This window comes from Paenibacillus sp. JT31N11 (assembly GCF_056269285.1).
In genome coordinates this window covers 21,132-43,957 of the sequence record NZ_JBWDNQ010000006.1, presented here as the reverse complement: position 1 = coordinate 43,957, position 22,826 = coordinate 21,132, and the positions used below count along the sequence as shown (strand labels likewise).

The following is a 22,826-nucleotide window of genomic DNA, read 5'->3' as shown; positions in this document are numbered from 1 at the left end:
AATACCCTTCCTAAATAAGGGGCATGGAAAATTATACATTAAATGAAAATCTCCGTTTGCCACAAGGCCTTGTCACTATTACGTGATAACGAAAAGTAACCGGAGTATAGCGAATGGATTACGCTAGCTGAGGACGGTCAATAACCGTATATACGAAAAAAACGGCCATCTGCGGATTAGTCTCCGAGAGTGGCCGTTTTTTCGTTATATTCCGATATCAACAGTTACTACCTCGCCACCCGTTAACGGGCCACACCATTGTCTACGTTTAATTTCAACTCTAATAATTTTCGGTGTCCCGAACAAAACGTACTTCGTTTCGATAAAACAGGATTGAGCGATCCAGTGGCTATCCGATGATACCACTATTTTTTAAAGCTGCGATGACCTTATTAACATCTGCCTTAAGTGTTGCTACGTCTGCCGCTGTAGATGCATCGATAACTTTTGCAGGTATTCGCGTATTGCCTACCAACATTCTGCCGATCAGGAATGGCGAAGTTTCGTCTATAAAGAATGGTGTAGTTACGTCTGCGCCTACGACGTTTGCAACAAACACAAGCTTGCTTGCCGGAGCCGTGTACGTAAGGTTCCATCCATGCAAGTGTATGCCATCATCACAGCCATGTATCTGATTGCCGATAAAGGTTTGGGAGCTGGATTTGTATACTGTTATTGCGGTATTACAGTCTGTTATTGTGTTGTTAATGTAGGTGCATAACGACTGTTCTCCGTTATTAATGCCAACACCATAACCCTCAATGATATTTGCCAAGATACTGTGTTTATGTCCGTTTGTACCGCCAGCCGCTGCAAGAGAAATCGCTGTTCCTAGTCTGCCTGTGTTTACAAAAGTATTACCCAAAACAGTGACCGTATTGGAGCCGTCTGTGATGTTTATGGTCTTATATGAATTCCCACTAACACTCTTGCCACACTCTTTGAACGTATTGCCGATAACTGAAATAGCGGTACTGCCTGCCTCTATGTGAACGGCTTCTTTAAAAATTCGATGAAACGTATTGCCTATGATTGTGACATTATGCCCATCGGCAACACCGATAGCAAAGCCTGCCGAGCTTGCTACATTTGTTAAGTCTGAAAACTGATTCCCAATAATGGATATTCCGGGATATGAAGCTAAGTTTATTTCAATATAGTCGGCAGCATCATTCATAAAGGAGCATCCACGGACGGTTAAACCTCTGCCGTTTGCGAACCTGTCAAGCAGAATGCTGTATCCTGTGGGGCTGTTATCGTTATCGAATGTGCAGCCGTTGATATCTACATCCTCTACAACACCCGTCCCGTTGTTGATACTCACCTTCTGTACACCCTTGAAAAAGTAAACATTCATCAACTTTAGATTCTTCGTTCCGCTTTTTAAATTCACACTTACTGTACCGCCTTCGGATAAGTCTAGACGCATATTCTCCAAGACGGTATCTTGGGATGAAGTAGAGATAACATGCGTACCTATGAAACCTGGCTTCGCCTTGATCATAGAGTTAATACCCATCCCACTTAATCGGATATTTGGTTCGTTAATTGTGAGCGCATCTGCGAAGTGCCAAGTTCCTTCCGGGACAAATACGGTGCCGCCGCCTTGCAGTTTTACAGCATTAATAGCCTTTGAAAAAGCAGCACGATCATTGTAAACACCATCACCGACAGCGCCATAATCCAAGATTGATACGCTCATTCGTCGTCCTCCTTGTGATAATACACGCCGTGTTCATTGACGGACCAACAACTGTCGGGAACGGGACGGATCAACGACTTGCTTTTGAATCAAGCCCGTTAATTACGGGGATTTCACCGCGTATTAACCCCCCCTCGGTACTTATATTTATAGTTCTCGCAGACCGAAATATCTCTCATCCACACCAGTTTCGCAGTTATTTTATTAAAACTGCTCAATGGCAGGAATCTCATCACCTTACATCCACATCGGATCGTAGCGCATGCTGACATCGAAACAACTCGGAGTTATTCTCGAATGGATTCGCTAACGCCATTAATCTCCGGATGTTTCTACGATAACCACCCGCTCCAGCAACTTATGTAATCATTTAATGTTCGGCCGCGTAGCCCCTCCGTCCGTTTAGCGCTATAAAACAAGTCGAACGCTTGATCTTGACCAAAATGTACCCTAGCCGCTGCCGCCTTCCCCGCCGTTATCGCGTGACCGTTTTACCTTGCCGTGGACCGTTCGTCATAGCAAAAAGCCTCCCGCGTGATACCGCAGGAGGCTTCGTGTATATGACCAACGCTTAACCGCATAATTGCCCGGAAAACGTTGGCCTAGCGTATGTCTTTTCGTCCATTCAACAACCGACAGACGTAGTAATTACGGGAGATGGTGCTGATGAAGGGAATTGAACCCCCGGCCTACGCATTACGAGTGCGTTGCTCTACCCCTGAGCTACATCAGCATATTCACCGTCTTGCGCGACGCGACTTTTATAATATATCGCAAAAGCAAATCATTAGTCAAGCCTTTGGGGACCGCGCAGCGGGGGTAAATATGACCTTTTTTTACAGCTCTGGCGATCGCTCCACAATGGGTAATATCCATCAATGCTGCGGCGGTTTATCGGTCTGGGCAGGCGGACGCACGGGAATATGCAGGGTGAACGAGCTGCCCTTGCCTTTCTCGCTTTTCAAGGTCAGCGAGCCCCCAAGCAGGCGGGCCAGCTGCAGACTGATAGAGAGCCCCAGCCCCGTTCCGCCGTATTTGCGGTTGATGGCGCCATCCTCCTGCTGGAAGGCCTCGAAGATCACCTTCTGCTTCTCAGTCTCGATGCCGATTCCGGTGTCGTGCACCGTGAAGGACACCCGCTGCGGAGCAATCGGCCGCGCCGCCGGACGCACCCAGGTGGCGGGATTCCAGTTGAGGATACGCCTTCTCCCCTGCGGTCCCGGCTCGATGGAAGGAGCGCCTCCCTCCAGACGCACCGCCAGGCGGACCGTACCCTCTTCGGTGAACTTGAACGCATTGACCAGCAGGTTCCGCAGAATCTGGTTCACCCGCAGAGCATCGGTTTGCAGGCTGGCCGGCACATTTGGCGCGATGTCCAGCTCGAAGGATACTTTGTTCTGATCCGCGATCGGCATAAACTGCTGGTGCAGCATCTGCACCAGATCATGCGAGGACACAGGCTCAAAGACGATATCCATCTTGCCGGCCTCGACTTTGGACAAATCCAGAATATCGTTAATGAGCTGAAGCAAATCATTGCCGGCTCCATGAATCAGATCGGCGTACCGCACCTCGTCCCCTTCATAGCGCTCATCATCATTATCCCGTATAAACTGGGAGAGCAGAATGATGCTGTTAAGCGGCGTTTTCAATTCGTGGGACATATTGGCGAGAAATTCCGACTTGTATTTGGAGGCCAGCAGCAGCTCGCGCGCCTTCTCCTCCACCTCGCGCTTGGCCTGGCGCAGCTCGCGCGTCTGCCGTCTTAAGAGCATATTCATCGTGCGCAGCTCGTCGACACGGATTTGTTCCTTCTGAAAATCGCGGATAATAAAGACCAGCAGGCCGCTGAAAACCACTCGGATCGGCAGGGCATAACCGCCAATCTCACGCCAGTACTCGTAAGCATCCATCGTATCGGAAACGCACATGATGACGGTTGAATTAATGGAATACAGGAGATTTACGACAACGACAACCAGAGCGCTTTTCCAAATAAAACGCCAACGCAGCTTTCTCAGCCAAATATTCAGAGCCGTACCGACAAGCCCGATAACGCCCATACTAAGAGCAGCCAGCCAGCTGTGGGGATCGTAATCGATGAAGAGCCGTCCCGCGCCGATACCGACCCCGATGAAAGCAATCCAATAAGGATTCGGCATCACCAGAATAGCGATAATCAACGGTACAAAACGCATATCAATCAGCGCCGTACCCGCCATTCTGCCGCCGAACACCATCGTCAGCCATCCGGCTATAATAAACACGGCAACCGTCAACGCATATTTCACCCTCACGGAGGCGTGCTGGAAAATATATTTATACCCCAGATTAAACAGATAGGCCAGGGCAATCAACAGACTCAGATTAGCAAAAAAAACTTTGGCAAACATCATGCGCGATTCCTCCTGCCATAGTCGGGTACAACCGGCGGCTTCCTTCCGCTATTTGCATGCGCGCACACAGCGTTCTTTTCAGATGATCGTCCCGCATACCTATTAGAAAGAATACCATATACGGGATATGCTTGTGTGCGGCGCTCATCATTTTCAAGGATCCCGCTGTATCATGCCCGAGCAAGGCCCATACGAAAACACTTCCATAACGCAAGCGCAAGAATATGCACCAATATGTTCAAAGTTCCGCCCCGATGCTTCAGGTCTGAACAACTGATTCGCCGCCTTAAATGTAAATGACATAGGGTCAATTACCCTTCTTTATATCCGGTGACTCATGACGCCTGAGCCTTCGGCGGCGACCCCTGTGCGCTGTCGTTTTTGTGCCTCATGCGAATGTCCGCCCATCTCCGAACTCCCCATTATTCTACATGAAACTCCATAAACATCCAGTTTCTCGCAAAAAAAGCAGTGCTAATGTGATCTAAACCGACAGGAAAAGGGTAATATAAATTGTTAGCCAGGCATTAGCAAAGCAAACATGTACCTCATGTCTCCTTTATAAGCGATTAAATATTTTGGGGTATACTAAGCTTAATTCAAGATCGGAGGTGGTTACCGCAATGACTAAAATCATTACCTTTAAGAAACATTCCGTTCCCGTTCATTACCCTTCCGAGCAGATCAGCTACATTGAGCTCCTTCACATTAAATTGCTTGAGATGGAATACAACTTTGACTTTCGCAAAAAATGGAAACGTATATCGTCCGTGGAGATGATTCGAGACGTGGCGATTTTACAATATAATGACGGCACAAAGCTTTACATGGAAGTTTGTTGAACTTATCTAAAAAAAAAAGGACAGTAGCACGTTCCCGACCAGGCGGATAACATGCAGCTGTCCTTTGTTGTATCTGCGAAACCAAAAACTTACTGCAGGGCGCTGCCGGTCTTGACCTGACGCTTCTCCGTGCGCCCGGCCCGCATCAGCGATAGCACGCAGGCAATGACCATCAATGCGGCCATAACCCAGAATACCGTATGCAGGCCGTGGATGAATCCCGCAAGCGACTGATCCGGGTTGGCGAGACCCACCTGGGTACCCGAGAAAATTGCCAGCATGGCTTCGCGGGGAATACTCTGGGTCACAAGCGGAATCGTAAAGGCGACGCTCAGCATCATCCCCAGATTGGCGGTCATGGAGCGGATTCCGGAAGCTTCTCCGCGGAATTTGGGGCCAGCGGCATTCATAATACTGCTGGAATTCGGCGAATTGAAGAGTCCGGAGCCGATGCTCATCAGCGTCATCCAGAAGGCAAGCTGCCAATAAGGCGTATGAAGGCCCGTATCCATCGCCAGCCCGACCAGGCCGACAAAGCTGAAAATAATACCGACCGTTGCCGGCGACGTTTCGCCGAAACGGTCTCCGAGCCAGCCGCCGACAGGCGATACCACGAGCATGCCTGCAGCAAGCGGAATCGTCAAAATTCCGGCCATCAGCGCGTCATAGGACAGCGCGCCCTGAAAATAAAAGATCAGCATAAACATAACGCCCATGCGTGCAAGTCCATTCAGTGTAGCGGTGACGATGCCAAGCGAGAACACGACGTTTTTGAACAAAGGCAGATGAAGCAGCGCAGAAGCCTGGCGTCTCTCCGTTCGGATAAACAGCGGAAATCCGATAATGAAGGCAAGAAAAGAGATATAGACAACCGGGGAGTTCCAGGTCTGAATAGGGCCCCAGGTTAGTCCAAGCAGCAGGCCGGTCATGAAAATCATGTACAGCACCGACCCGGCAAAATCGAATTTCTTCGCGGCAGCCGTGCTCTTCACATCCTTCATTCCCATAGCCCACATGCCCCAGGCAATAGCGATTATGCCAAAAGGCACATTGAACCAGAAGGTCCATTCCCACCCGTACTCGGTTGTAAGCCACCCGCCAAGCACAGGGCCGATGATCTGCCCGACGGCGACCACCATGATATTCACGCCCAGCGCACGTCCGAGCTCCTCCCGGGGGAAGGCATCGGCGACGAGAGCGGTACTGTTCGCCATAACCATGGCTCCGCCAATCCCCTGCAGAATGCGAAATACAATCAGCATGGGAGCATTGGACGAGAACCCGGCAGCAAACGAGAAGATAGTAAAGATAATCATTCCCCACATATACATGCGCTTGCGTCCAAAACGGTCGGCCAGACTGCCTGCCATGAGCACAGCAACGGTCTGGGCAACCATATAGGCGAGCATAACCCACATGGCCTGAAGAACGGATGCGTGCATGCCCTTTATTAAATCCGGAAGAGCAATAATTAATGTGCTGAAATTAAGCGCCGAGAGCAGCGCGCCCAGACTGGTTACCGATAGTATCCACCATTTCCGGTCATTCATATGCTTATCATTCCTTTGCAAAGTCATTCGTCTTCGCGGGCTGCTTGGCTTCTACCCGCTGAAGCCGTTCCTGAAATCGTTGTTTCATCTCCAGCATCCCCTTCACCTTCTCATCGATCAGGGATATTTGCCGGTTCAGCAGAACAGCAGCCTGATCCAGAAGGCTTGAGCGGCTGGAGTCCGATATTTCCTGGCGGTAGGTTTCCCGCAGAGCCGTCAGCTGCTGTTCGGCGTCGAGAATCGTCCGGATTTCCTGCAGCGAGCAGCCGAGGACATTCTTCAACCGCTAAATATGCTCCATCTCCTCTGCTTCTTCCTCGGAATAGAGACGATGGCCTCCGCCAGTCCGCTCGACCTCCCGATGAGGCCGATTTCTTCATAATAATGAAGGGTTCTCGCTGTTACGCCCAAACGTTCCGTAACCTCTTCAATGCTGTATTTCTTTTTCTGCATTTCAACTCTCCTCATTATATACCTAACGTTTACGTAAAGGTATGGTTATTTTTTACCCTATAAACAAAAAAGGCCCTTATCCGCCGGTTTGCGAAATAGGCCACAATTACAATTTGAAATTTACCCGTCAGACTCCGTCATATATTTATACCCGACACCCCATACTGTACGAATATATTTGGGCTCTTTGGCATTCTGCTCCACCTTGCGGCGGAGATTGACGATATGTACATCAATGGCCCTGTCGGTTACGAAGGAATCGAATCCGCGAATCGCATTGATCAAATCCTCCCGGCTGAACACTTTTCCCGGATGCGCGAGAAATAATTTCATCAGCTCAAATTCGGAAAATGTCGTTTCGACCATTGCTCCACGGACAAGCAGAAGCCGGCGGTCCGCATCGAGCTGGATCTGCTCTTCCGGCAGTCTTGCTTCCGTGACCTCCGGAGAGGCAGCTCTTGCGGGAACGGCCTGCACCATTCGCGTCCTGCGGATCAAAGCTTCCACCCGCGCAGTCAATTCGTGCATGCTGAACGGCTTGCACAAATAATCGTCAGCGCCCGCGCGCAAAGCCTGTACCCGTTCGGAAACCTCGGATTTCATCGACACAATCATTATGGGGACACCCGAAGCTTGTCGAATCGTAGAACACAGCTTCATGCCGTCCCAATCGGGCAGCATCAGATCGAGCAGAACCACATCGGGCGGATACAACTCCAGCAGTTTGAGCCCGCAGTCGCCAGTGGCCGATTGCTTAACGGAATAGCCCTCTTCCGACAAATACATCGCTAACATATCGCTCATCATGACGTCATCTTCGATTACGAGTACCTTATTCAATGATTTCACCTCGGAATGGAAAAGAAATTGAAGATGGCTTCTTTCGTCAACGTTATATCCAATATACAATAAGGTTCGACCCGTCAACAATAGATTGTTAGAAAAATGTTAGGGGAATTTGTCGAAATTGTTATTTCTTGCGGTTGAGCGCCGATATCATCGGAGTCAAAACAATTTGGACACATGCGGCAGCCGAAGCGATCGCCAGCGGTTCGCGGGACTCCAGAGGGGCCTTCAGCAGCATTTCCAGCTGATCGGCCATGGCCGCAAGCTCCGCCGCGGACAAATTGCCGGCCACTCCCTTCAAGGTATGGGTCATCCTTCGCGCCAGACCATAATCCCCGCTTTGCAGCGCTTCGCGCAGCCGCACCTCGAATTCGGCATAATCACGGGCAAACAGCTTGAGCATATGGCCCAGAATATCCCTTTTGCCATTCACCCGCTTGATTGCGGCGCCCAGATCCATTCCCGGAACCTCGTAAGGAAGCTCCTCTTCATGGCCCAAAATCGGTTCATATGCTTCACGCTGGCTCTCTCTGCTTGCGGAGGCAGCGCCAAGCCGGTTCTCTCTGCCTGCAAGCAGCCATTTCTCAATCATCTGCAGCATGCTTTCAGGCTGAATCGGCTTGGTCAGCACATCATTCATACCGAGCTGCATGTATCTCTCGTGATCCTCCCGGATTACATTCGCCGTGAGCGCAATAATCGGCATCCGGTCGTATTTGGAATCCGAGCGGATAATGCGCGCCGCTTCATCCCCGTCCATCTCCGGCATATGAATATCCATCAGCACCAGATCCCATCGCTGCTCCTCCAGCTTGCTTAGCACCTGCAGGCCATTCTCTGCGACCTCCACGATAAAGCCCCACTCGCGCAGCTGCTCCAGCGCTACGAGTTGATTGATTTTATTATCTTCAGCAAGAAGGACCGTTCCGCTGGGCGGCTTCGAGATTTCCACGGCGGAAGCTGTCTGGGCCGCGACGGATACATCGGATGACCGCTGGCATACCGCGAGCAGCGACTGGTACAGGCTGATCCGGTCTGCCGGCTTCACGATGATGGCATTGGGCCGGTCTGCCTCAGGCAGCTTGAGCAGCTCCTCCCGGCCATAAGCCGTTGTCAGCGCAACCGTGGGAACCCCTCTTTGCGTTGCGGTTCTATGGAGGGTGCGCCAGGTATCCTCGCCGAACATATCCGGCATTTCAAAATCCAGCAGGAGCACGCTGGGAAGAATGCCGATGCCGGCCCGCAGCAGACGCTCGTACACCGATCTCCAGGATCCGTGCGCAATCGCCGAGAATCCCATTACTTCCAGCTCGGCGCATAGGTGATCGCTCATGAGCGAATAGTCCTCGACCACCCAAGCCGACAGCTCACCGGTGCGGCTTATTTTATACCGTTCCTCATGCGCCCCGGCCGTAACGGGCAGCTCCAGGGTAAAGGAGAAGCAGCTGCCCTCTTCCTCGCTGCTGTCGACCTCAATCAAGCCGCCCATCATGCCTACCAGGCTTTTGACGATGACAAGTCCAAGGCCGGTTCCCCCGTACTTCCGGCTCGCCGCGCCATCCACCTGCATAAAAGGCTCGAACAGCTTGTCCAGCTGTTCCCGGGAAATGCCGATTCCTGTATCCTCGACGAGAAAACGGATCTCCGCCCGGCCTTCCTCGGTTATCCTCACCAGCTCCAGCTGCAGCCGGACATGCCCCCGGTCCGTGAATTTGATCGCATTGATGCATAAGTTAAGCAGAACCTGCTCCAGCCGCAGGGAATCCCCCGCCAGCATCGTGGGCATATCCTGATCCATCTCGATAATGAACTCGAACTGCTCCTTGCCGCCAACGAAGACGGCAAGCAGATCCGCGAACCGATGGATCATTTCCCATGGATCAAAAGGCACCTCCGTCAGCTTGATTTTGCCCGCCTCCACTTTGGCAAAGTCGAGGATATCGTTAATAATGCGCAGCAGCGCTTCGGATGAGGCGCGGGTCTTGTCCAGATAATCCTGTTGAAGACTGGTCAGCTCCGTCTTCTGCAGCAGGCCCGTCAGCCCGATAATCCCGGCAATCGGAGTCCTGATCTCATGGCTCATGCGGGCCAGGAAGTTGCCCTTGGCGGTATTGGCCTCCTCGGCCTCTCGTTTCGCCTGCAGAAGATCGGATTGCGCTCTTTTCTGCTCGGAGATATCGCGCGCAATGCAGGAGTAGAACGTATCGCCCGTCCGGCTGTCCCGATGCGCCACCACAATCTTGGAGACGGGAACACTCTCTCCTTTTATCGTTGTCAGAAGCGCCTCGCTCTCATGAAAGCCCAGCTCCTTGGCAATCGCAAGACCGTGCAGCAGCTCCTTGACCGTACGCTGCGGAACAAGCTCCTTGGGCGATGTGCCGGCATACAGATCCACGCCCAGCAGCAGCCGGCCCGCATTGTTCATATACAAGAGACGCCCCAATTCATCGAAGGTGGCGATCAGATCCTTCGCAGCCCCCATGACTTCAAGCTGCTGGCTGCGGGCCTTCTCCGCCTGCTTCTGAATCGTAATATCACGGGCGACGCCAGCCTCCCCGATGAATCTGCCATCCTGATCGCGGATGCCGTTGGAGCTGTAGGCTACCGGGAAGCGGCCGCCGTCCTTGCGGACATATATCCACTCCCGGTCATAGGTGAATTGTTCCCGCCTCAGCTCGCGAAGCACGGACAGATCGGGGGGAACGCTGCGGAGCAGCCTGCGGCTCAGCCTTCTCGCTTCCGCCTGCAGGTCATCCGGGTCAATAAAAGCGATGGCGGTTGCCTTATTGACCACTTCCTCTGCCGTATAGCCAAGCATCAGCTCGGCGGCCTTGCTGAAGTAAGTGACCCGGTACTGATCGTCAAGCACGATAAAAGCGAACTGATTCTGATTGATAATGGCCTCCAACCGGCCGAACATGTCACGCAGATGCAGCCGCATGTCGTTGACGGAATGGGAAAGCTGCGAAATTTCGTCCCCGCCGTTTTCGGCGACCGCCTTGACGTCAAAATCTCCCCCCGCAGCGGCCTCCGTCGCTTTGAGAACTTTCTTGATCCGCATCACAATCCGGTTCATGAACAAGAAAAGCAGCACAATCATGACCACTTCCGCTATCGCGATCAACAGGACCGTCCGCAGCAGAATAGAGCCCAGCGGCTTCTCGATTTCATTCAGCGGCACATGCATGGCAATCCGCCATGTCGTGCCCGGCACCTTCGCGAAAAAAACGAATGAATCTCCCCCCGGTTCCTGCAGCTGGATGTAGCCGCTCTCACGGCCGAGGAGGTCTTGGGTCTGCGATCCGAACAGAAAAGGCCTGGACATGACAGAGCCCTTATCTGCTGCTTCAAGATCCGGTGATTCCAGAATATCTCCGGAATCGGTATACAGGAAAATATTATCCGATTCGGCTATATGAAAATTAAGATGCTCCCGGTAAATCCGGTCAGTCAGGATAGCGGCGCAGACGACGCCGATTACCCGGTGCGCCTCGTCATTGACCGGAATCTGGAAGACCACAATCCGGTTTTGGGTCCAATCGCTGAGGAAGGGGTCTGTGACTATCGTCTCTCCGCTCATTGCTCTTTTGAACGAGGGATCTTCCCCAATATTGACCCGCTTCTGGCTGGAAAGCGTCAGATCCCCGTCCGGATCCGCAAATCCCATCGTAACAAATGCCGAATCGACCCGACCCGTCTCCTTGCTGAAATAGTTCAGGCGTTCGGCATCCGTCCCGTAGCGGACAATATCGGTGCGGCTCATCAATTCAATTTCCGTGCTTCTGGCCTTTACCCACTCGGCCAAATTATCCGCATTGTTCTTCACCTTGACGAACGCATTGTCCGTGATCGCCGTGAGCACCGTCTTCTTGGTCATTCTATAATTGTCGTAGCCGACAATAGTCAGCGGAATGGATGTAATGAGCACGACAAGAACCAGAATTTTAGTACGCAGCGATATCGTTTTCACCCCGGGTGTTCCCCTTTCGCAGCAGCAGGCTTTATTGCATCTATTATATCGTTCATGCCAATAGCTTCATAGACGGACAAGATAGGGACCCGGACGTAAAAAATAGGAGTAGAACCGTGGCAGACCAAGAGGGAACATCCTATTCTTGAGCTATCAGAACGCATGAACTCTATCCTGTCTTTTCTGATATTTCCGAAGGAAGAAACCAGCTTTGCCGCCATAGGAGGATGGCAGCAAGTTTTTTCCTATATGGTTCGCGCGGCGGAGGATCTGTCCAATGGTAGATAAGACATCTGAGGAGGAGCCCCCGCTATGAACAAAAAAATCATCTTCTACGGTATTATCGGCTTTATACTGACAACCTTGATTATTTCTCCGTTCGTCTTTGCCCAGGTGCTTCCCGGCATAGCGATTCAAGCCTCCCATACAGCCTCCGGGAAGGAAACCGCCCCGGTAGCGATTCAGCCCGCTATCGAAAGCATGCCTTATGACTGGGTGAATCAGGAGCCGCTGATCTCGCATGCGCTGGGAGGCATAGGCGGATATTCCGGGACAAACAGCATCGAGGGGCTGAAGCGGGCCTATAACAGCGGGCTTCGCGTGTTTGAAACGGATATTACCGCAACCTCCGATGGCCATCTGGTACTGAGGCATGACTGGGAAGCCGGCACCTACATGGTGCTTGGACAAGCCATTCCGGACGCGCGCCCCCTGGAGCCGATGACATTAGCCCGGTTCAAATCAACGAAAATTCAGCAGCAGTACACTCCCATGACCTTCAAGGAGCTATGTGTGTTCATGTCGGAGCATCCCGATATACTGCTTGTCACCGATACGAAGGAAGCCGATTCAACCAAAGCGACCCAGCTGTTCAAACAGATCGTCAGCGAGGCCAACGGGGTGGATGCTCAGGTGCTGCGCCAATTCATTCCGCAGCTGTACAAGCAGGATAATTATGACGCGGTCAACCGGGTATATCCATTCAGGCAGTACATCTATACTTTATATATGAACGGGGACTCCATGAAGGATGTGGTCAACTTTGCCAGCGGGAAAGGAATCGGTGTTGTCGTAATGGACGAAAACCGCTATACGCCCGAATTTGTTCAAGCGCTGCTGCAAAAAGGAATTTATACGTATATTAATACCATTAATGATGTCGGCCGGATTCACACCCTGTTCAGCACAGGGGTAAAAGGCGTTATGACCGACTTTGCCGTTCCTGGCGAACTATAGAATCGATCTATAGAAAAACCTCCGGTTCCATAAGCGGATCGGAGGTCTTTAAGCTGTTTCTTCTTGTTATACTGGTTATGCTTGATTTGCAAGGTCCAGACTTGTTTCGTCAGGAAGTCTGCTTGACGAGCTTAAGAGTGCGGGCGCTGCCGGAAATCTCTTCGAAGAAGTCGACATCATCCTGTGCCAGGCGAACCCACGCCTTGACGCACTTCGGATCAAAGTGCACTCCGCTGTCCTTCACGATAATCGCCATAGCGTCTTCATGCGACATGGCCCTCCGGTATGAACGGGAAGAAGTGAGCGCATCATAGACATCCGCAACCGCCGTAATGCGGGCCAGCAGCGGAATGTCATTTCCCGCCAGGCGGTCGGGATAACCCGTGCCATCCCATTTCTCATGATGAGAGCGGATGACTGTCAGCTCATCCTGCAGGAAGCCGAGCCGTTTGCACATGTCATAGCCGGAGACAGGATGAAGCTCAATGATTGTGCGCTCTTCCGGCAGCAGCTTGCCGGGCTTGCTCAGAATGGAATCCGGCACCTTCAGCTTGCCGACATCATGAACGACGCCTCCCTGTGCGATGGCGCGAAGCTGTTCCGTGGTCAGCTCCATTTCTTCCGCCAGCCGCAGCGCATAGAGCGCAACACGCATATTATGGCCGGCTGTGTAGGCATCCCTGACCTCAGTTGCCATAATCAACGCCCGGACACTCGGTGTCATGCAGGCTTCCAGCCAGACGCGGGGATCCGATTGAAACAATACCTTCAGAGATGAGGTGAAGGATCCTCTGGAGAAGTATTGGCGGGTCAGGCCGGCGATCATGATGATCATCGATCCCAGCAGCAGCCCGTGATAGAGCCACCAGCTGAGCTTCCATGTAATTCCGGTTACGATAATATATTGGGTAACCAGCAGCCAGCCCGAGCTGTATACAATTGCCTGCTGAAGCGGAAACCGCGCAGCCCGGTATGAATGCCAGTAGCGGTACATCGTCCATATGCATCCCGCTCCGGTCAAACCGGCTGCAATCCAGTTATAGGGCTGGTTCGCGAGCATCAGCCTATCCATCAGATCGGGACGAAGGAATGTAAACAGGGTAAAGGCAGCAAGCAGCAGCACCCAGCCGGGGATTAACCATCGGCGCCATTTGGTCAGCAGCCGGACAAGGGGATGATCCGAAGACGCTGCCGACAAACAAAGCCACATAACCGCCAGCATGACGCTAAGCTGTGCGGCGATTCCGGCTATATGCTGCTCATGCATCAGGAAGCCGGGAGTGGACAAGCCATGCAGAACGAATATTTCAGCCATCGACACATAGGACAGGGACAGAAACCCGACCTTGATATTGCGCAGCCGATGTCCGGTGTAGCCGACCGCTACCGCTACAATGAGGGCAAGCGCGGCGATGGCGCTCACAATGTAGAAATGTCCTGTTGGAGCGTTCACGGAAATGTCAGTACCCTGGAACGAACGAAGCAGCTCATAAACCAGCAATGGCACTATCGTAATCGTCAGCGGCCAGATAATCGACTTTCCCTTATCCTGCATGAAGCTTCCTCCCGTTTCCCTGATTAAATACGCAAACGAACTTCATATATGTGGCGCCAGGAAGCAGCGGGCTTCGCTGTCCTGGAAGAAAGCTCTTTTTCTCTATATCGGCTTTTCTTAGCCAAAAATTTAGGTCTATAGTCACAAATATCAGTCAAATTTTGTCGTAATATATCATTTTAATTTGGCATTCTACAAGGTCAAAAAACCGGCTGCATTTCCTCCCGCAAATTGCAGAAGCGAACGCAGCCGGATGTTTGTAATCATCAACTCAGGTCCTGCATGAACCCTTGATCTTTACCGTTCTCCAATCGTTAAATTACCTGATCCTGTCTCGACGCTTACCAGAATGCCGCCATCTCCGAATACTACATTTTTCTCATCATCGTCGTCTGTCGACTGCACTGCGCCATCCCAATGATTGCGCAGGTCTCCAGATCCGCCGTCGAATTTGAATCTGACCGATTCCGGCCTTGCATCCGTATTAACGGTAACATCGCCGCTGCCGCTTGACAGCTCCATGGGGCGGGTAATTGCACTTTGCTCCACGCGGATGTTGCCGCTTGAGGTCTTCGCCTCCAGCTCGGCATCCACATCGTACAGCTTGATATCTCCGCTCCCCGCTTCAGCCGACAGCTCCCGGGCTTTCAGCTTCTCGACCGTGATAACCCCGGATCGCATATCCAGCTCCGCCGTGTCGGCTGTTACATCGGTGATTGTCGAATTCCCGCTGCCTATATCGAGAGAAAGCTTGCCGACGGTCAATTGGTTGAACTTCACATTCCCGGAACCTGCTTCGACATCCAATGTCTGTGCAGCCAAATCCGTTATGCTGGTATTGCCGCTGCCGCTGTCCAGAGCGAGAGAATCATACTGCTGCTCTGGCAGTTCCAGCTTGAGCTTGACGTTAAAAATGCTCACTCCAAAGGAAAATCCGTTTTTCGCATCAACACCGACCGTAACGGTATCGCCATTCCGAACGACTTTCAGTTTTGTGGACTTCACAAATTTCTCGCTCACCTTGCCGCTGAGAGAAGCCTTGATTTCATTCGTCGGGCCTTTCACGACCGTTACATCCATACTTTCCATTGAAAGGATAATATTCTTCGCGCCTATGCCGTCAACCGCCTGATTCTGAGCGATATCGACCGTTCCGAAATTCCAGAATCCGTCCCTGCCCATCGTTGCGCCCGTACCAATTATTCCGACCACCAGCAGAATTAAGGCAATAATGATCCAGTTTCTCATTGTTTTTTCACCCTTATCATTCTCGAATTGAATTTCAGATACTGCAGGGTCCCTTTTGATACCGCACCGGTCAGCCATTTCGTGAACGCCCCGAGCAGCATGCCTACAGCCAGCAGCGAGATAGCGATGAAGACGGACTGAATCAGTGTGAACGTCCCGCCGATCGTCCCTTCGTAAATGGCATACAACGAGGCTATTCCGATGGCGATGGAGGATACCCACAAGGCCAGCAGCACGCCTAGAAGCGCAATGTAAGGGCCAAGTACGAATATGAGGTTAAAAAATCCCAGACTTACTGCGGCAAGCACCGCGCGAGACACATGGGTAATGCCTCCGTTTCTGCTCTCGGCCTGTTCCACACGGTATCCCAGCAGCATTTCTTTGGCTATAAGGCGCGGATCCCCCAGCTCGTGGGCAGCCTCCTCCTCGCTGCGGCCATGCTCGGCAGCCTGCCGGAAATGCTCTTCATAATCAAACATCCATTCACGGCGCAGCGGTTCGGGAACCGGCGCAAGCAAGTCCCAGAGATGCTGCAAATATTGTTCTCTTATCATCGTTCCACACCTTCCTTAATCAATTGGTCCACGGATATGGAGAAGGACCGCCATTCCCGGATCAGATCCATCAAATGCTCATGGCCATGCGGTGTAAGCTTGTAATACTTGCGCGGCGGACCCTCAGTGGACTCTTTCAGGTAGGTGGAGAAATATCCCTCCAGCGTCAGCCTGGCGAGCAGCGGATAAACACTTCCCACCGCCACTTCGAATTTGGAGGAGATCGATACGGCAAGCTCATAGCCATAGCGGTCTTCCCAGGCGGTCAGAGCGAGCACGCACAGATCCAGGACGCCTTTTTTAAACTGTACATTCATTCACAGCGCTCCCTATGATACATTGTATGGTATTCATCATTATAGAATAGCGAGGCAAAAAAATAACCTCCTGCAGCTATAATATATCACCTGCTATTCAATTATGCAATATAGTGGAGCAGTATTTTCAAAAAAAAGGCTTAGGTTGTTATTTTGCCGGTTAAGCCAGGGTTCATTCCATCAGAAAGATAAGCAGCGCACAGACCGGATTTGATATGGTCATATATTTTTGGAATCGGCCTCCCGCCCTGTCTTGTCCGCTCGTGAACAAGCGTAATTTTCAAGGTGGAAGGCCCCTCGTCCTGCCTGCTTTACGTCCTACATGCGAATATCGATGCTTCCGCCCAGATGGGGCTGTACGCTGCGCTCCATCATCTGAACAAGCGACTGCGCGTTCTCCTGCTGCGAATCTAGCGCTTTGCCCAGAACAGCGATTCCAACTTGCTGCTGCAGAGCGCTTGACGACTGGCCGGTTACCAAAGCTCCAATTCCTCCGATGTCCATTAACGGTTCATCCTCCATTCTGTTGTATGCTCTCTCCCGCTATACCAGCCGGTACTGCTAATATCGGTTGGGATGCCGATTCGCTTTAGTGAACAGGCGCAATATGATATGCTTTGTTTAAACTATGAATGCGATGTGGAGGCATGAACATGAGCAGCAGCTATGAAGTCGATGTGAAGCAGGATGTCTACACCCTTTATACACTCAAAGAACCGGGCACGGACTCATCGGTGACGGTATGTCCGGAACGCGGCGGCATCGCCATCAGCTGCCAGCTGAAAGGCGAGGAGCTATTCTATCTGGACCGCGAATCCTTCAACGATCCAGAGGCCAATATCCGCGGCGGCAATCCTGTGCTGTTTCCTATCTGCGGGCAGCTTGAAGAGGGCGTGTACGAGCTGGATGGCGCTACATATACGATGCGCAACCATGGCGTGGCCCGCAACCGCGCATGGGAGGTCGTCTCGACCTCGGAGGAAGGCGAAGCCTCAGTAACACTGAGGCTGCAGAGCGGAGAAGGCACGCGGGAGCAGTTTCCTTTTGAATTCGAGCTGCTGTTTACCTACGCTCTGGTCGACGGCGCGCTGCATATCCGCCAGAGCTACCGCAACTTCTCGGACACCGCCATGCCGTTCTATGCCGGCTTTCATCCTTATTTCAAGAGCACCTCAAAAGCGCTTGTCTATGACACCGATGCAACGCGTTACCTCGATTATAACGATAATGAGGTTAAGCCCCTTCGCGGGGCCGTCGATCTGGGCGGACTCAAGGAATCCGTCGCCCTGTTGGATGCGGACAAGCGCGAAATTGCCTTCCCCGGTCCGGGCGGCACCGGGCGCGTGCACATGTCCTACAGCGATGTGTTCAAATATGTGGTGCTGTGGCAGGTGAATGATAAACCGTTCATCTGTGTTGAGCCCTGGATGGCGCTGAATGCCGAGTTCAACCGCAAGGATGAGCTGTTTATGCTGCCCGCAGGCGAAACGCTCAAGGCGCAGTTGTCGATCGGATATACCCGCTGATAAGGTTCGTTCAAGAAGAAACGGCTGCAGCTGTCCTTTTGCGGACTACAATCTATACAATCAAAAAAATTCCACTTTGAAAGCAGGGGATGTTCATGGCGGAAGGTATATTGCGTTCGCTCGGGGGATCGGATCTTGCGCTCTCGCCGCTTGGTCTGGGCTGCTGGCAGTTCAGCAAGGGCCGGGGCCTCGTCGGGAAGTTCTGGCCTGTTCTGGAGGACAACGTCATCCGCGATATCACGCGGATCAGCTGGGAAGGCGGCATCAACTGGTTTGATACCGCCGAAGCTTACGGCGGCGGACAATCCGAGGAAATGCTGGCCGATGCGCTGAGCGCGCTCGGTGATGCAGGAAAAGGCGCACACGTCGCCACAAAATGGTGGCCGGCTATGCGGACTGCCGGCAACATTGGAAAGACGATCGATGAACGCCTGCGCCGTTTAAAGGGCTGGACTATCGATCTGTATCAGGTTCACCAGCCGTATTCCTTCTCTTCCGCCTCAAGTGAAATGAATGCCATGGCGAAGCTCGTGGAGCAGCGCAAGATCAGGCATGTGGGCGTCAGCAATTTCTCGGCCGCGAAGATGGTGGAGGCAGACAAGGCGCTGCGCCGGCATGGCTTGCGGCTTGTATCCAATCAGGTCAAATACAGCTTGCTGGACCGCCGCATTGAACGCAATGGCATTATGCAGACCGCCAAGGAGCTTGGCGTGGCGATTATCGCCTACTCCCCTCTGGAGCAGGGGATTCTGAGCGGCAAATTCCACAGCAATCCTGAGCTCGTCAAGCAGATCAGCGGCCCGCGCAAATGGTCCAGCGGCTTCAAGCCGGATTCCCTGAAGCGCACACAGCCGCTTATTTCGCGGCTGAGCGAGCTTGCCGGCAAATACGGAGCCTCCCCCAGCCAGATTTCGCTCAACTGGCTCATCCATGCGCATGGCGAAACCGTATTCGCCATCCCCGGCGCATCGAAGCCTCACCATGCAACAGAGAATGTCAACGCGATGCGTTTTGCGCTCGAAGAGGAGGAAATCCGTGAGCTTGCCGAGCTTGCGGACCACAGCAAACGATAGAAACCGCTGCAACGGACGAGAAAGAGCATGGCGTCAGAACTGACGTTATGCTCCTTTTCTGCTGCGCTTCCCGGTGCGCACAACGGCTTCAAGGCACCTGGTTCGCCTTGTTTCATCGTTCCCCAAGAACCGGCGGTTCTGACTGTCGGCTGCAACTGACCGATACTCCGTCCGGTCCAAATAAGAAAATTCCCCTAATCTGCGCCCGTTTGAAGATAAGTACGGAACACAATATCCTGGTTGTAGTTGCCGAAGCCTTCCCCGTAAATCGTCAATCCGCCCACATGGACGGCGCTCTCGGGCACAGCCAGCTTGAGCATCCATTCATTGCGGGTCATAATGATATCCTCAAGCCTCACATTCGACAGCCTTTGGCCGTCCAGATACGTCCCCTCCCTCGTAACGCGTATGATTTTGAGCCAGCCATACTGGTTCACCGTCCACCACGAGGGCGTAAGCATACCCCGCCCCTCGCCGGAATCGCCTGGACTGGTCCATACGCCAAGCAGCGTATCGTTCAGGTAGAAGTGGATATCCGAAGGCCAATCCGCCTGAACGCCAGGCGCCTCCGATCCGATTTCAAGCGAAAATTCGATTTCTTCAAGCTGCTGGCTGCTGAGCACATAATTCGGAATGCGGTATTCCACATACCCTTTACCGAACCACAGAATGCGGGCATGCATCCGCTGCGGCTCATGAAAATAACGGGGGTCGTCATATTGGCCGATGATGCGGTCCAGTGTCGCCAATCCGCAGGTCGGATGGACCTCGAATCTCGAATAATGGCCAACCGGTACCGATACCTCCTGATATTCGCGCTGCTTCTCGCCCATCTGCGGTATATTCAGCTCCACCCGGCTGACGGCAAGGGAACAGATCTTGTGCGTCCCCCCGCCCCTGCGGACCAGTTGGGTATGGATAAGCCCCCCTTTCTCCAGTTTCTTCGTATGCATCGTCACGATCGCACTGCTTAGTCCCAGCGCGGATGCAAGCTCCTTCACATTCATGGGCTGACCGGCCAGCAGCTCCAGAATATGCAGCCGGACCCCGCTCGCCAGTGCTTCGTATAAAGGCAGCCATTTGCGGTCTGTATTTGCGCGTATCATTCCATTCTCCCTCTATCCCGATTAACAAAACCATTAATTCATCAAGATTGAAAATTAAAGCTTGTAATGGGTTTATTGTTCGTGTTTAATAATGATGCAGGCAACTATTCAGGTTAATTGATTTATATATTTGTTAATTTAACATGAGGTGATGACCATGTCAAACAAAGCCAAAATGGTAGTGGACAAGGATTTCAAGATCGGTGAAGTGGACAAACGGATCTATGGATCGTTTATTGAGCATTTGGGAAGAGCCGTCTATGGCGGCATCTACGAGCCGGGTCATGAATCGGCAGACGAACAGGGCTTTCGCAGCGACGTTATGGAGCTGGTCAGAGGCATTGATGTGCCGATCGTCCGTTACCCGGGCGGCAACTTCGTCTCCGGTTACAATTGGGAGGACGGGGTTGGTCCGGTCGAATCCAGACCGCGGCGGCTGGAGCTGGCCTGGCGGACGGTTGAACCCAATCTGTTCGGCCTGAACGAATTTATCGACTGGTGCCGCAAGGCGGACACGGAAGCGATGATGGCCGTCAACCTCGGTACGCGCGGACCTGATGAGGCCAGACAGCTGGTGGAATATTCGAATCACCCCTCAGGGACCTATTTGAGCGATCTGCGCATTCAGCATGGCTACAAGCAGCCCCATAACATCAAGACCTGGTGCCTCGGCAATGAAATGGACGGCCCATGGCAGATCGGCGCCAAGACAGCAGCCGAGTACGGAAGAATCGCCAACGAGACAGCCAAAGTGATGAAATGGGTCGACCCCTCGCTTGAGCTTGTCGCCTGCGGCAGCTCCAATCTTGGCATGGCTACCTTCCCCGAATGGGAAGCTACGGTACTTGACCTTTGTTACGCCAATGTCGATTATATTTCACTGCATCAATATTATGGCAACCGCGACAAGGATTCGGCCAACTTCCTGGCCCAGTCGATGGGGATGGATTCGTTCATCAATACCGTTATCTCCACAGCGGATTACATCCAGGCAAAGAAACGCGGCAAGAAGAAAATCAATCTTTCCTTCGACGAGTGGAACGTCTGGTATCATTCCAATGAAGCCGATAAGAAACTCGAGCCATGGACCGTCGCTCCTCCGCAGCTCGAAGACATCTACAACCATGAGGATGCGCTGCTCGTCGGCTGCATGCTGATCAGTATGCTCAAGCGCGCGGACCGGGTCAAAATGGCCTGTATCGCCCAGCTGGTCAATGTCATTGCCCCCATTATGACAGCAAATGGCGGTGCGGCGTGGAAGCAAACGATCTACTATCCTTACATGCATGCCAGCATCTTCGGACGGGGGACGGCTCTTATGCCGCTGATCCAATCACCGAAATACGATGCCAAGGACTATACCGATGTGCCTTATCTGGAAGCCGTTGCGGTCCATAATGAAGAGCAGGGCGAGGTCACGATCTTTGCGGTCAACCGCAATCTGACCGAGTCTCTGCCGCTCGCCGCCGATCTGCGCAGCTTCGGTAATTTCAGCCTGATCGAGCATATCGTGCTGGAGCATGAGGACCTGAAGGCCGCCAATACATTGGAGAGGCCGGATCACGTCACTCCGCATAACAAAGGCAGCGCGGTTGTTGCCGGCAGCTCGATAGAAGCGTCGCTTGGCAAAGCCTCGTGGAATGTGATTCGCCTCAAGCTGGCCTGATCCATGCAAAACGAAGGGTACCCGCTCATTTGGAGCAGGTACCCTTTTCCAATCATATAGGAATGGTTATGACTGAGCCTCTCGCCCCATCGGCGTAATCAACCCATCCATGCTGAAGGTGTTTTTCTCCTTGTGATAAGCTGCAAGCTTCTCATCATCCTGCTTTTCCGCCCACAGCTTCAGGGTGCTTCGTTCCCCTTCATAGGTGAAGAAGGGAACACTGTAGCCGCATGAGGTTTTCACCGACTCAACGGATACCGATACGATCTGGCGGGCACCCGGAAGCAGTTGAAAATGACCGATCTTCTCCTGCCATTCCTTTGACCCGGAAAGAATGACGCGGCCTGTTCCGTACAGCCTGAGAATCATTGGCGGACCTTCCACCGCTATGAACATAAGCGTAATCCTGCCGTTCTCCAGCAGATGCGCGCTCGTTTCATTGCCGCTTCCGGTAAGGTCGAGATAAGCCACCTCGGTCGGGGAGAAAATACGCAGCACATCGTAGCCCTTTGGTGAAATATTGACATGTCCGTCCCCCTGCAGCGGAGCTGAGCCTACGAAGAACATATGCTGTTTTCGGATAAAGGCCTCATGCTCCGGCAGCATCGCATCAAACAATTTTCCCATTTCGCTTCACCTCGTCAGGAATAGTCATATCTCTATTATGACTGAAAGGGCTCGCATAATGAAATATATTAATCTTAAATACTTTATAGACATAAACTATAAACCACGGCCAGAAAAACGGCTGATGCGGTACACTGACGGCGCTGCTCCTATCCTTCA

The 22,826-nt window shown here is 52.4% G+C and carries 19 protein-coding genes and 1 tRNA gene; 5 read left to right on the top strand and 15 right to left on the bottom strand.

What is annotated here, in order from left to right:
• Positions 1-349 precede the first annotated feature (349 nt).
• From AC0YNV_RS20875 to AC0YNV_RS20865, 3 genes are all read right to left on the bottom strand, one after another.
• Positions 350-1,702 (bottom strand): glycosyl hydrolase family 28-related protein, encoded by a 1,353-nt coding sequence (locus tag AC0YNV_RS20875; RefSeq protein WP_475769736.1) that lies wholly within the window; start codon positions 1,700-1,702, stop codon positions 350-352.
• Positions 1,703-2,360: 658 nt separating this feature from the next.
• Positions 2,361-2,435 (bottom strand) — tRNA-Thr (locus AC0YNV_RS20870).
• Between the two features lie 142 nt (positions 2,436-2,577).
• Positions 2,578-4,098: a sensor histidine kinase gene (locus AC0YNV_RS20865; protein ID WP_475769735.1), complete on the bottom strand. Its 1,521-nt coding sequence runs from the start codon at positions 4,096-4,098 to the stop codon at positions 2,578-2,580.
• A 623-nt stretch (positions 4,099-4,721) separates the two neighbouring features.
• Between AC0YNV_RS20865 and AC0YNV_RS20860 the strand changes: the two genes are divergently transcribed.
• A complete protein-coding gene (locus AC0YNV_RS20860; protein ID WP_475769734.1) occupies positions 4,722-4,940 on the top strand; it encodes a hypothetical protein in 219 nt (72 codons plus the stop codon).
• 89 nt (positions 4,941-5,029) lie between these two features.
• Here AC0YNV_RS20860 and AC0YNV_RS20855 read toward each other — a convergent pair whose 3' ends face one another.
• From AC0YNV_RS20855 to AC0YNV_RS20835, 5 genes are all read right to left on the bottom strand, one after another.
• A complete protein-coding gene (locus tag AC0YNV_RS20855; protein ID WP_475769733.1) occupies positions 5,030-6,490 on the bottom strand; it encodes an MFS transporter in 1,461 nt (486 codons plus the stop codon).
• A 7-nt stretch (positions 6,491-6,497) separates the two neighbouring features.
• Positions 6,498-6,773: a hypothetical protein gene (locus AC0YNV_RS20850; RefSeq protein WP_475769732.1), complete on the bottom strand. Its 276-nt coding sequence runs from the start codon at positions 6,771-6,773 to the stop codon at positions 6,498-6,500.
• Positions 6,770-6,943 carry a MerR family transcriptional regulator gene (locus tag AC0YNV_RS20845; protein ID WP_475769731.1) on the bottom strand — a complete coding sequence of 58 codons (174 nt, stop codon included), beginning with the start codon at positions 6,941-6,943 and terminating at the stop codon, positions 6,770-6,772. Before AC0YNV_RS20845 ends, AC0YNV_RS20850 begins: the two co-directional genes overlap by 4 nt.
• A gap of 120 nt (positions 6,944-7,063) precedes the next feature.
• Complete coding sequence (locus AC0YNV_RS20840; protein WP_475769730.1) at positions 7,064-7,783, bottom strand: response regulator transcription factor; 720 nt, start codon at positions 7,781-7,783, stop codon at positions 7,064-7,066.
• Positions 7,784-7,913: 130 nt separating this feature from the next.
• Entirely contained in the window at positions 7,914-11,759 is a 3,846-nt protein-coding gene (locus AC0YNV_RS20835) for a response regulator (RefSeq protein ID WP_475769729.1), read from the bottom strand.
• 312 nt (positions 11,760-12,071) lie between these two features.
• On the opposite strand from AC0YNV_RS20835, the gene AC0YNV_RS20830 reads away from it, so the two are divergent.
• Complete coding sequence (locus tag AC0YNV_RS20830) at positions 12,072-12,995, top strand: phosphatidylinositol-specific phospholipase C/glycerophosphodiester phosphodiesterase family protein (protein ID WP_475769728.1); 924 nt, start codon at positions 12,072-12,074, stop codon at positions 12,993-12,995.
• Between the two features lie 109 nt (positions 12,996-13,104).
• On the opposite strand, the gene AC0YNV_RS20825 is transcribed toward AC0YNV_RS20830, so the two are convergent.
• The 5 genes from AC0YNV_RS20825 to AC0YNV_RS20805 form a co-directional block, all read right to left on the bottom strand.
• Positions 13,105-14,550, bottom strand: a complete 1,446-nt coding sequence (locus tag AC0YNV_RS20825) for an HD-GYP domain-containing protein (protein WP_475769727.1) — start codon at positions 14,548-14,550, stop codon at positions 13,105-13,107.
• A 297-nt stretch (positions 14,551-14,847) separates the two neighbouring features.
• Positions 14,848-15,798 carry a DUF4097 family beta strand repeat-containing protein gene (locus AC0YNV_RS20820; protein WP_475769726.1) on the bottom strand — a complete coding sequence of 317 codons (951 nt, stop codon included), beginning with the start codon at positions 15,796-15,798 and terminating at the stop codon, positions 14,848-14,850.
• On the bottom strand, positions 15,795-16,352 hold the full coding sequence (locus AC0YNV_RS20815) for an HAAS signaling domain-containing protein (protein WP_475769725.1): 558 nt from the start codon (positions 16,350-16,352) through the stop codon (positions 15,795-15,797). Before AC0YNV_RS20815 ends, AC0YNV_RS20820 begins: the two co-directional genes overlap by 4 nt.
• Positions 16,349-16,669 carry a PadR family transcriptional regulator gene (locus AC0YNV_RS20810; protein ID WP_210043243.1) on the bottom strand — a complete coding sequence of 107 codons (321 nt, stop codon included), beginning with the start codon at positions 16,667-16,669 and terminating at the stop codon, positions 16,349-16,351. Before AC0YNV_RS20810 ends, AC0YNV_RS20815 begins: the two co-directional genes overlap by 4 nt.
• Before the next feature lie 318 nt (positions 16,670-16,987).
• Positions 16,988-17,173: a YjfB family protein gene (locus tag AC0YNV_RS20805; RefSeq protein ID WP_475769724.1), complete on the bottom strand. Its 186-nt coding sequence runs from the start codon at positions 17,171-17,173 to the stop codon at positions 16,988-16,990.
• A gap of 149 nt (positions 17,174-17,322) precedes the next feature.
• On the opposite strand from AC0YNV_RS20805, the gene AC0YNV_RS20800 reads away from it, so the two are divergent.
• A complete protein-coding gene (locus AC0YNV_RS20800; RefSeq protein WP_475769723.1) occupies positions 17,323-18,195 on the top strand; it encodes an aldose epimerase family protein in 873 nt (290 codons plus the stop codon).
• 95 nt (positions 18,196-18,290) lie between these two features.
• Positions 18,291-19,268, top strand: coding sequence for an aldo/keto reductase (locus AC0YNV_RS20795; RefSeq protein ID WP_475769722.1), 978 nt, complete (start codon positions 18,291-18,293; stop codon positions 19,266-19,268).
• Positions 19,269-19,462: 194 nt separating this feature from the next.
• On the opposite strand, the gene AC0YNV_RS20790 is transcribed toward AC0YNV_RS20795, so the two are convergent.
• Positions 19,463-20,374 (bottom strand): ArsR/SmtB family transcription factor, encoded by a 912-nt coding sequence (locus AC0YNV_RS20790; protein WP_475769721.1) that lies wholly within the window; start codon positions 20,372-20,374, stop codon positions 19,463-19,465.
• A gap of 157 nt (positions 20,375-20,531) precedes the next feature.
• On the opposite strand from AC0YNV_RS20790, the gene arfA reads away from it, so the two are divergent.
• Entirely contained in the window at positions 20,532-22,040 is a 1,509-nt protein-coding gene (gene arfA, locus AC0YNV_RS20785; protein ID WP_475769720.1) for an arabinosylfuranosidase ArfA, read from the top strand.
• A 66-nt stretch (positions 22,041-22,106) separates the two neighbouring features.
• On the opposite strand, the gene AC0YNV_RS20780 is transcribed toward arfA, so the two are convergent.
• Positions 22,107-22,667: a pyridoxamine 5'-phosphate oxidase family protein gene (locus tag AC0YNV_RS20780; RefSeq protein WP_475769719.1), complete on the bottom strand. Its 561-nt coding sequence runs from the start codon at positions 22,665-22,667 to the stop codon at positions 22,107-22,109.
• Positions 22,668-22,826: the final 159 nt, after the last annotated feature.

Excerpts from the sequence above, each read along its gene's own strand:
- AC0YNV_RS20800 (WP_475769723.1), top strand. The coding sequence starts at position 17,323 with ATGAGCAGCAGCTATGAAGTCGATGTGAAGCAGGATGTCTACACCCTT.
- AC0YNV_RS20855 (WP_475769733.1), bottom strand. The coding sequence starts at position 6,490 with ATGAATGACCGGAAATGGTGGATACTATCGGTAACCAGTCTGGGCGCG.
- AC0YNV_RS20875 (WP_475769736.1), bottom strand. The coding sequence starts at position 1,702 with ATGAGCGTATCAATCTTGGATTATGGCGCTGTCGGTGATGGTGTTTAC.
- AC0YNV_RS20780 (WP_475769719.1), bottom strand. The coding sequence starts at position 22,667 with ATGGGAAAATTGTTTGATGCGATGCTGCCGGAGCATGAGGCCTTTATC.
- AC0YNV_RS20805 (WP_475769724.1), bottom strand. The coding sequence starts at position 17,173 with ATGGACATCGGAGGAATTGGAGCTTTGGTAACCGGCCAGTCGTCAAGC.
- AC0YNV_RS20820 (WP_475769726.1), bottom strand. The coding sequence starts at position 15,798 with ATGAGAAACTGGATCATTATTGCCTTAATTCTGCTGGTGGTCGGAATA.
- arfA (WP_475769720.1), top strand. The coding sequence starts at position 20,532 with ATGTCAAACAAAGCCAAAATGGTAGTGGACAAGGATTTCAAGATCGGT.
- AC0YNV_RS20825 (WP_475769727.1), bottom strand. The coding sequence starts at position 14,550 with ATGCAGGATAAGGGAAAGTCGATTATCTGGCCGCTGACGATTACGATA.
- AC0YNV_RS20865 (WP_475769735.1), bottom strand. The coding sequence starts at position 4,098 with ATGATGTTTGCCAAAGTTTTTTTTGCTAATCTGAGTCTGTTGATTGCC.
- AC0YNV_RS20830 (WP_475769728.1), top strand. The coding sequence starts at position 12,072 with ATGAACAAAAAAATCATCTTCTACGGTATTATCGGCTTTATACTGACA.
- AC0YNV_RS20790 (WP_475769721.1), bottom strand. The coding sequence starts at position 20,374 with ATGATACGCGCAAATACAGACCGCAAATGGCTGCCTTTATACGAAGCA.
- AC0YNV_RS20815 (WP_475769725.1), bottom strand. The coding sequence starts at position 16,352 with ATGATAAGAGAACAATATTTGCAGCATCTCTGGGACTTGCTTGCGCCG.
- AC0YNV_RS20845 (WP_475769731.1), bottom strand. The coding sequence starts at position 6,943 with ATGCAGAAAAAGAAATACAGCATTGAAGAGGTTACGGAACGTTTGGGC.
- AC0YNV_RS20795 (WP_475769722.1), top strand. The coding sequence starts at position 18,291 with ATGGCGGAAGGTATATTGCGTTCGCTCGGGGGATCGGATCTTGCGCTC.
- AC0YNV_RS20810 (WP_210043243.1), bottom strand. The coding sequence starts at position 16,669 with ATGAATGTACAGTTTAAAAAAGGCGTCCTGGATCTGTGCGTGCTCGCT.
- AC0YNV_RS20860 (WP_475769734.1), top strand. The coding sequence starts at position 4,722 with ATGACTAAAATCATTACCTTTAAGAAACATTCCGTTCCCGTTCATTAC.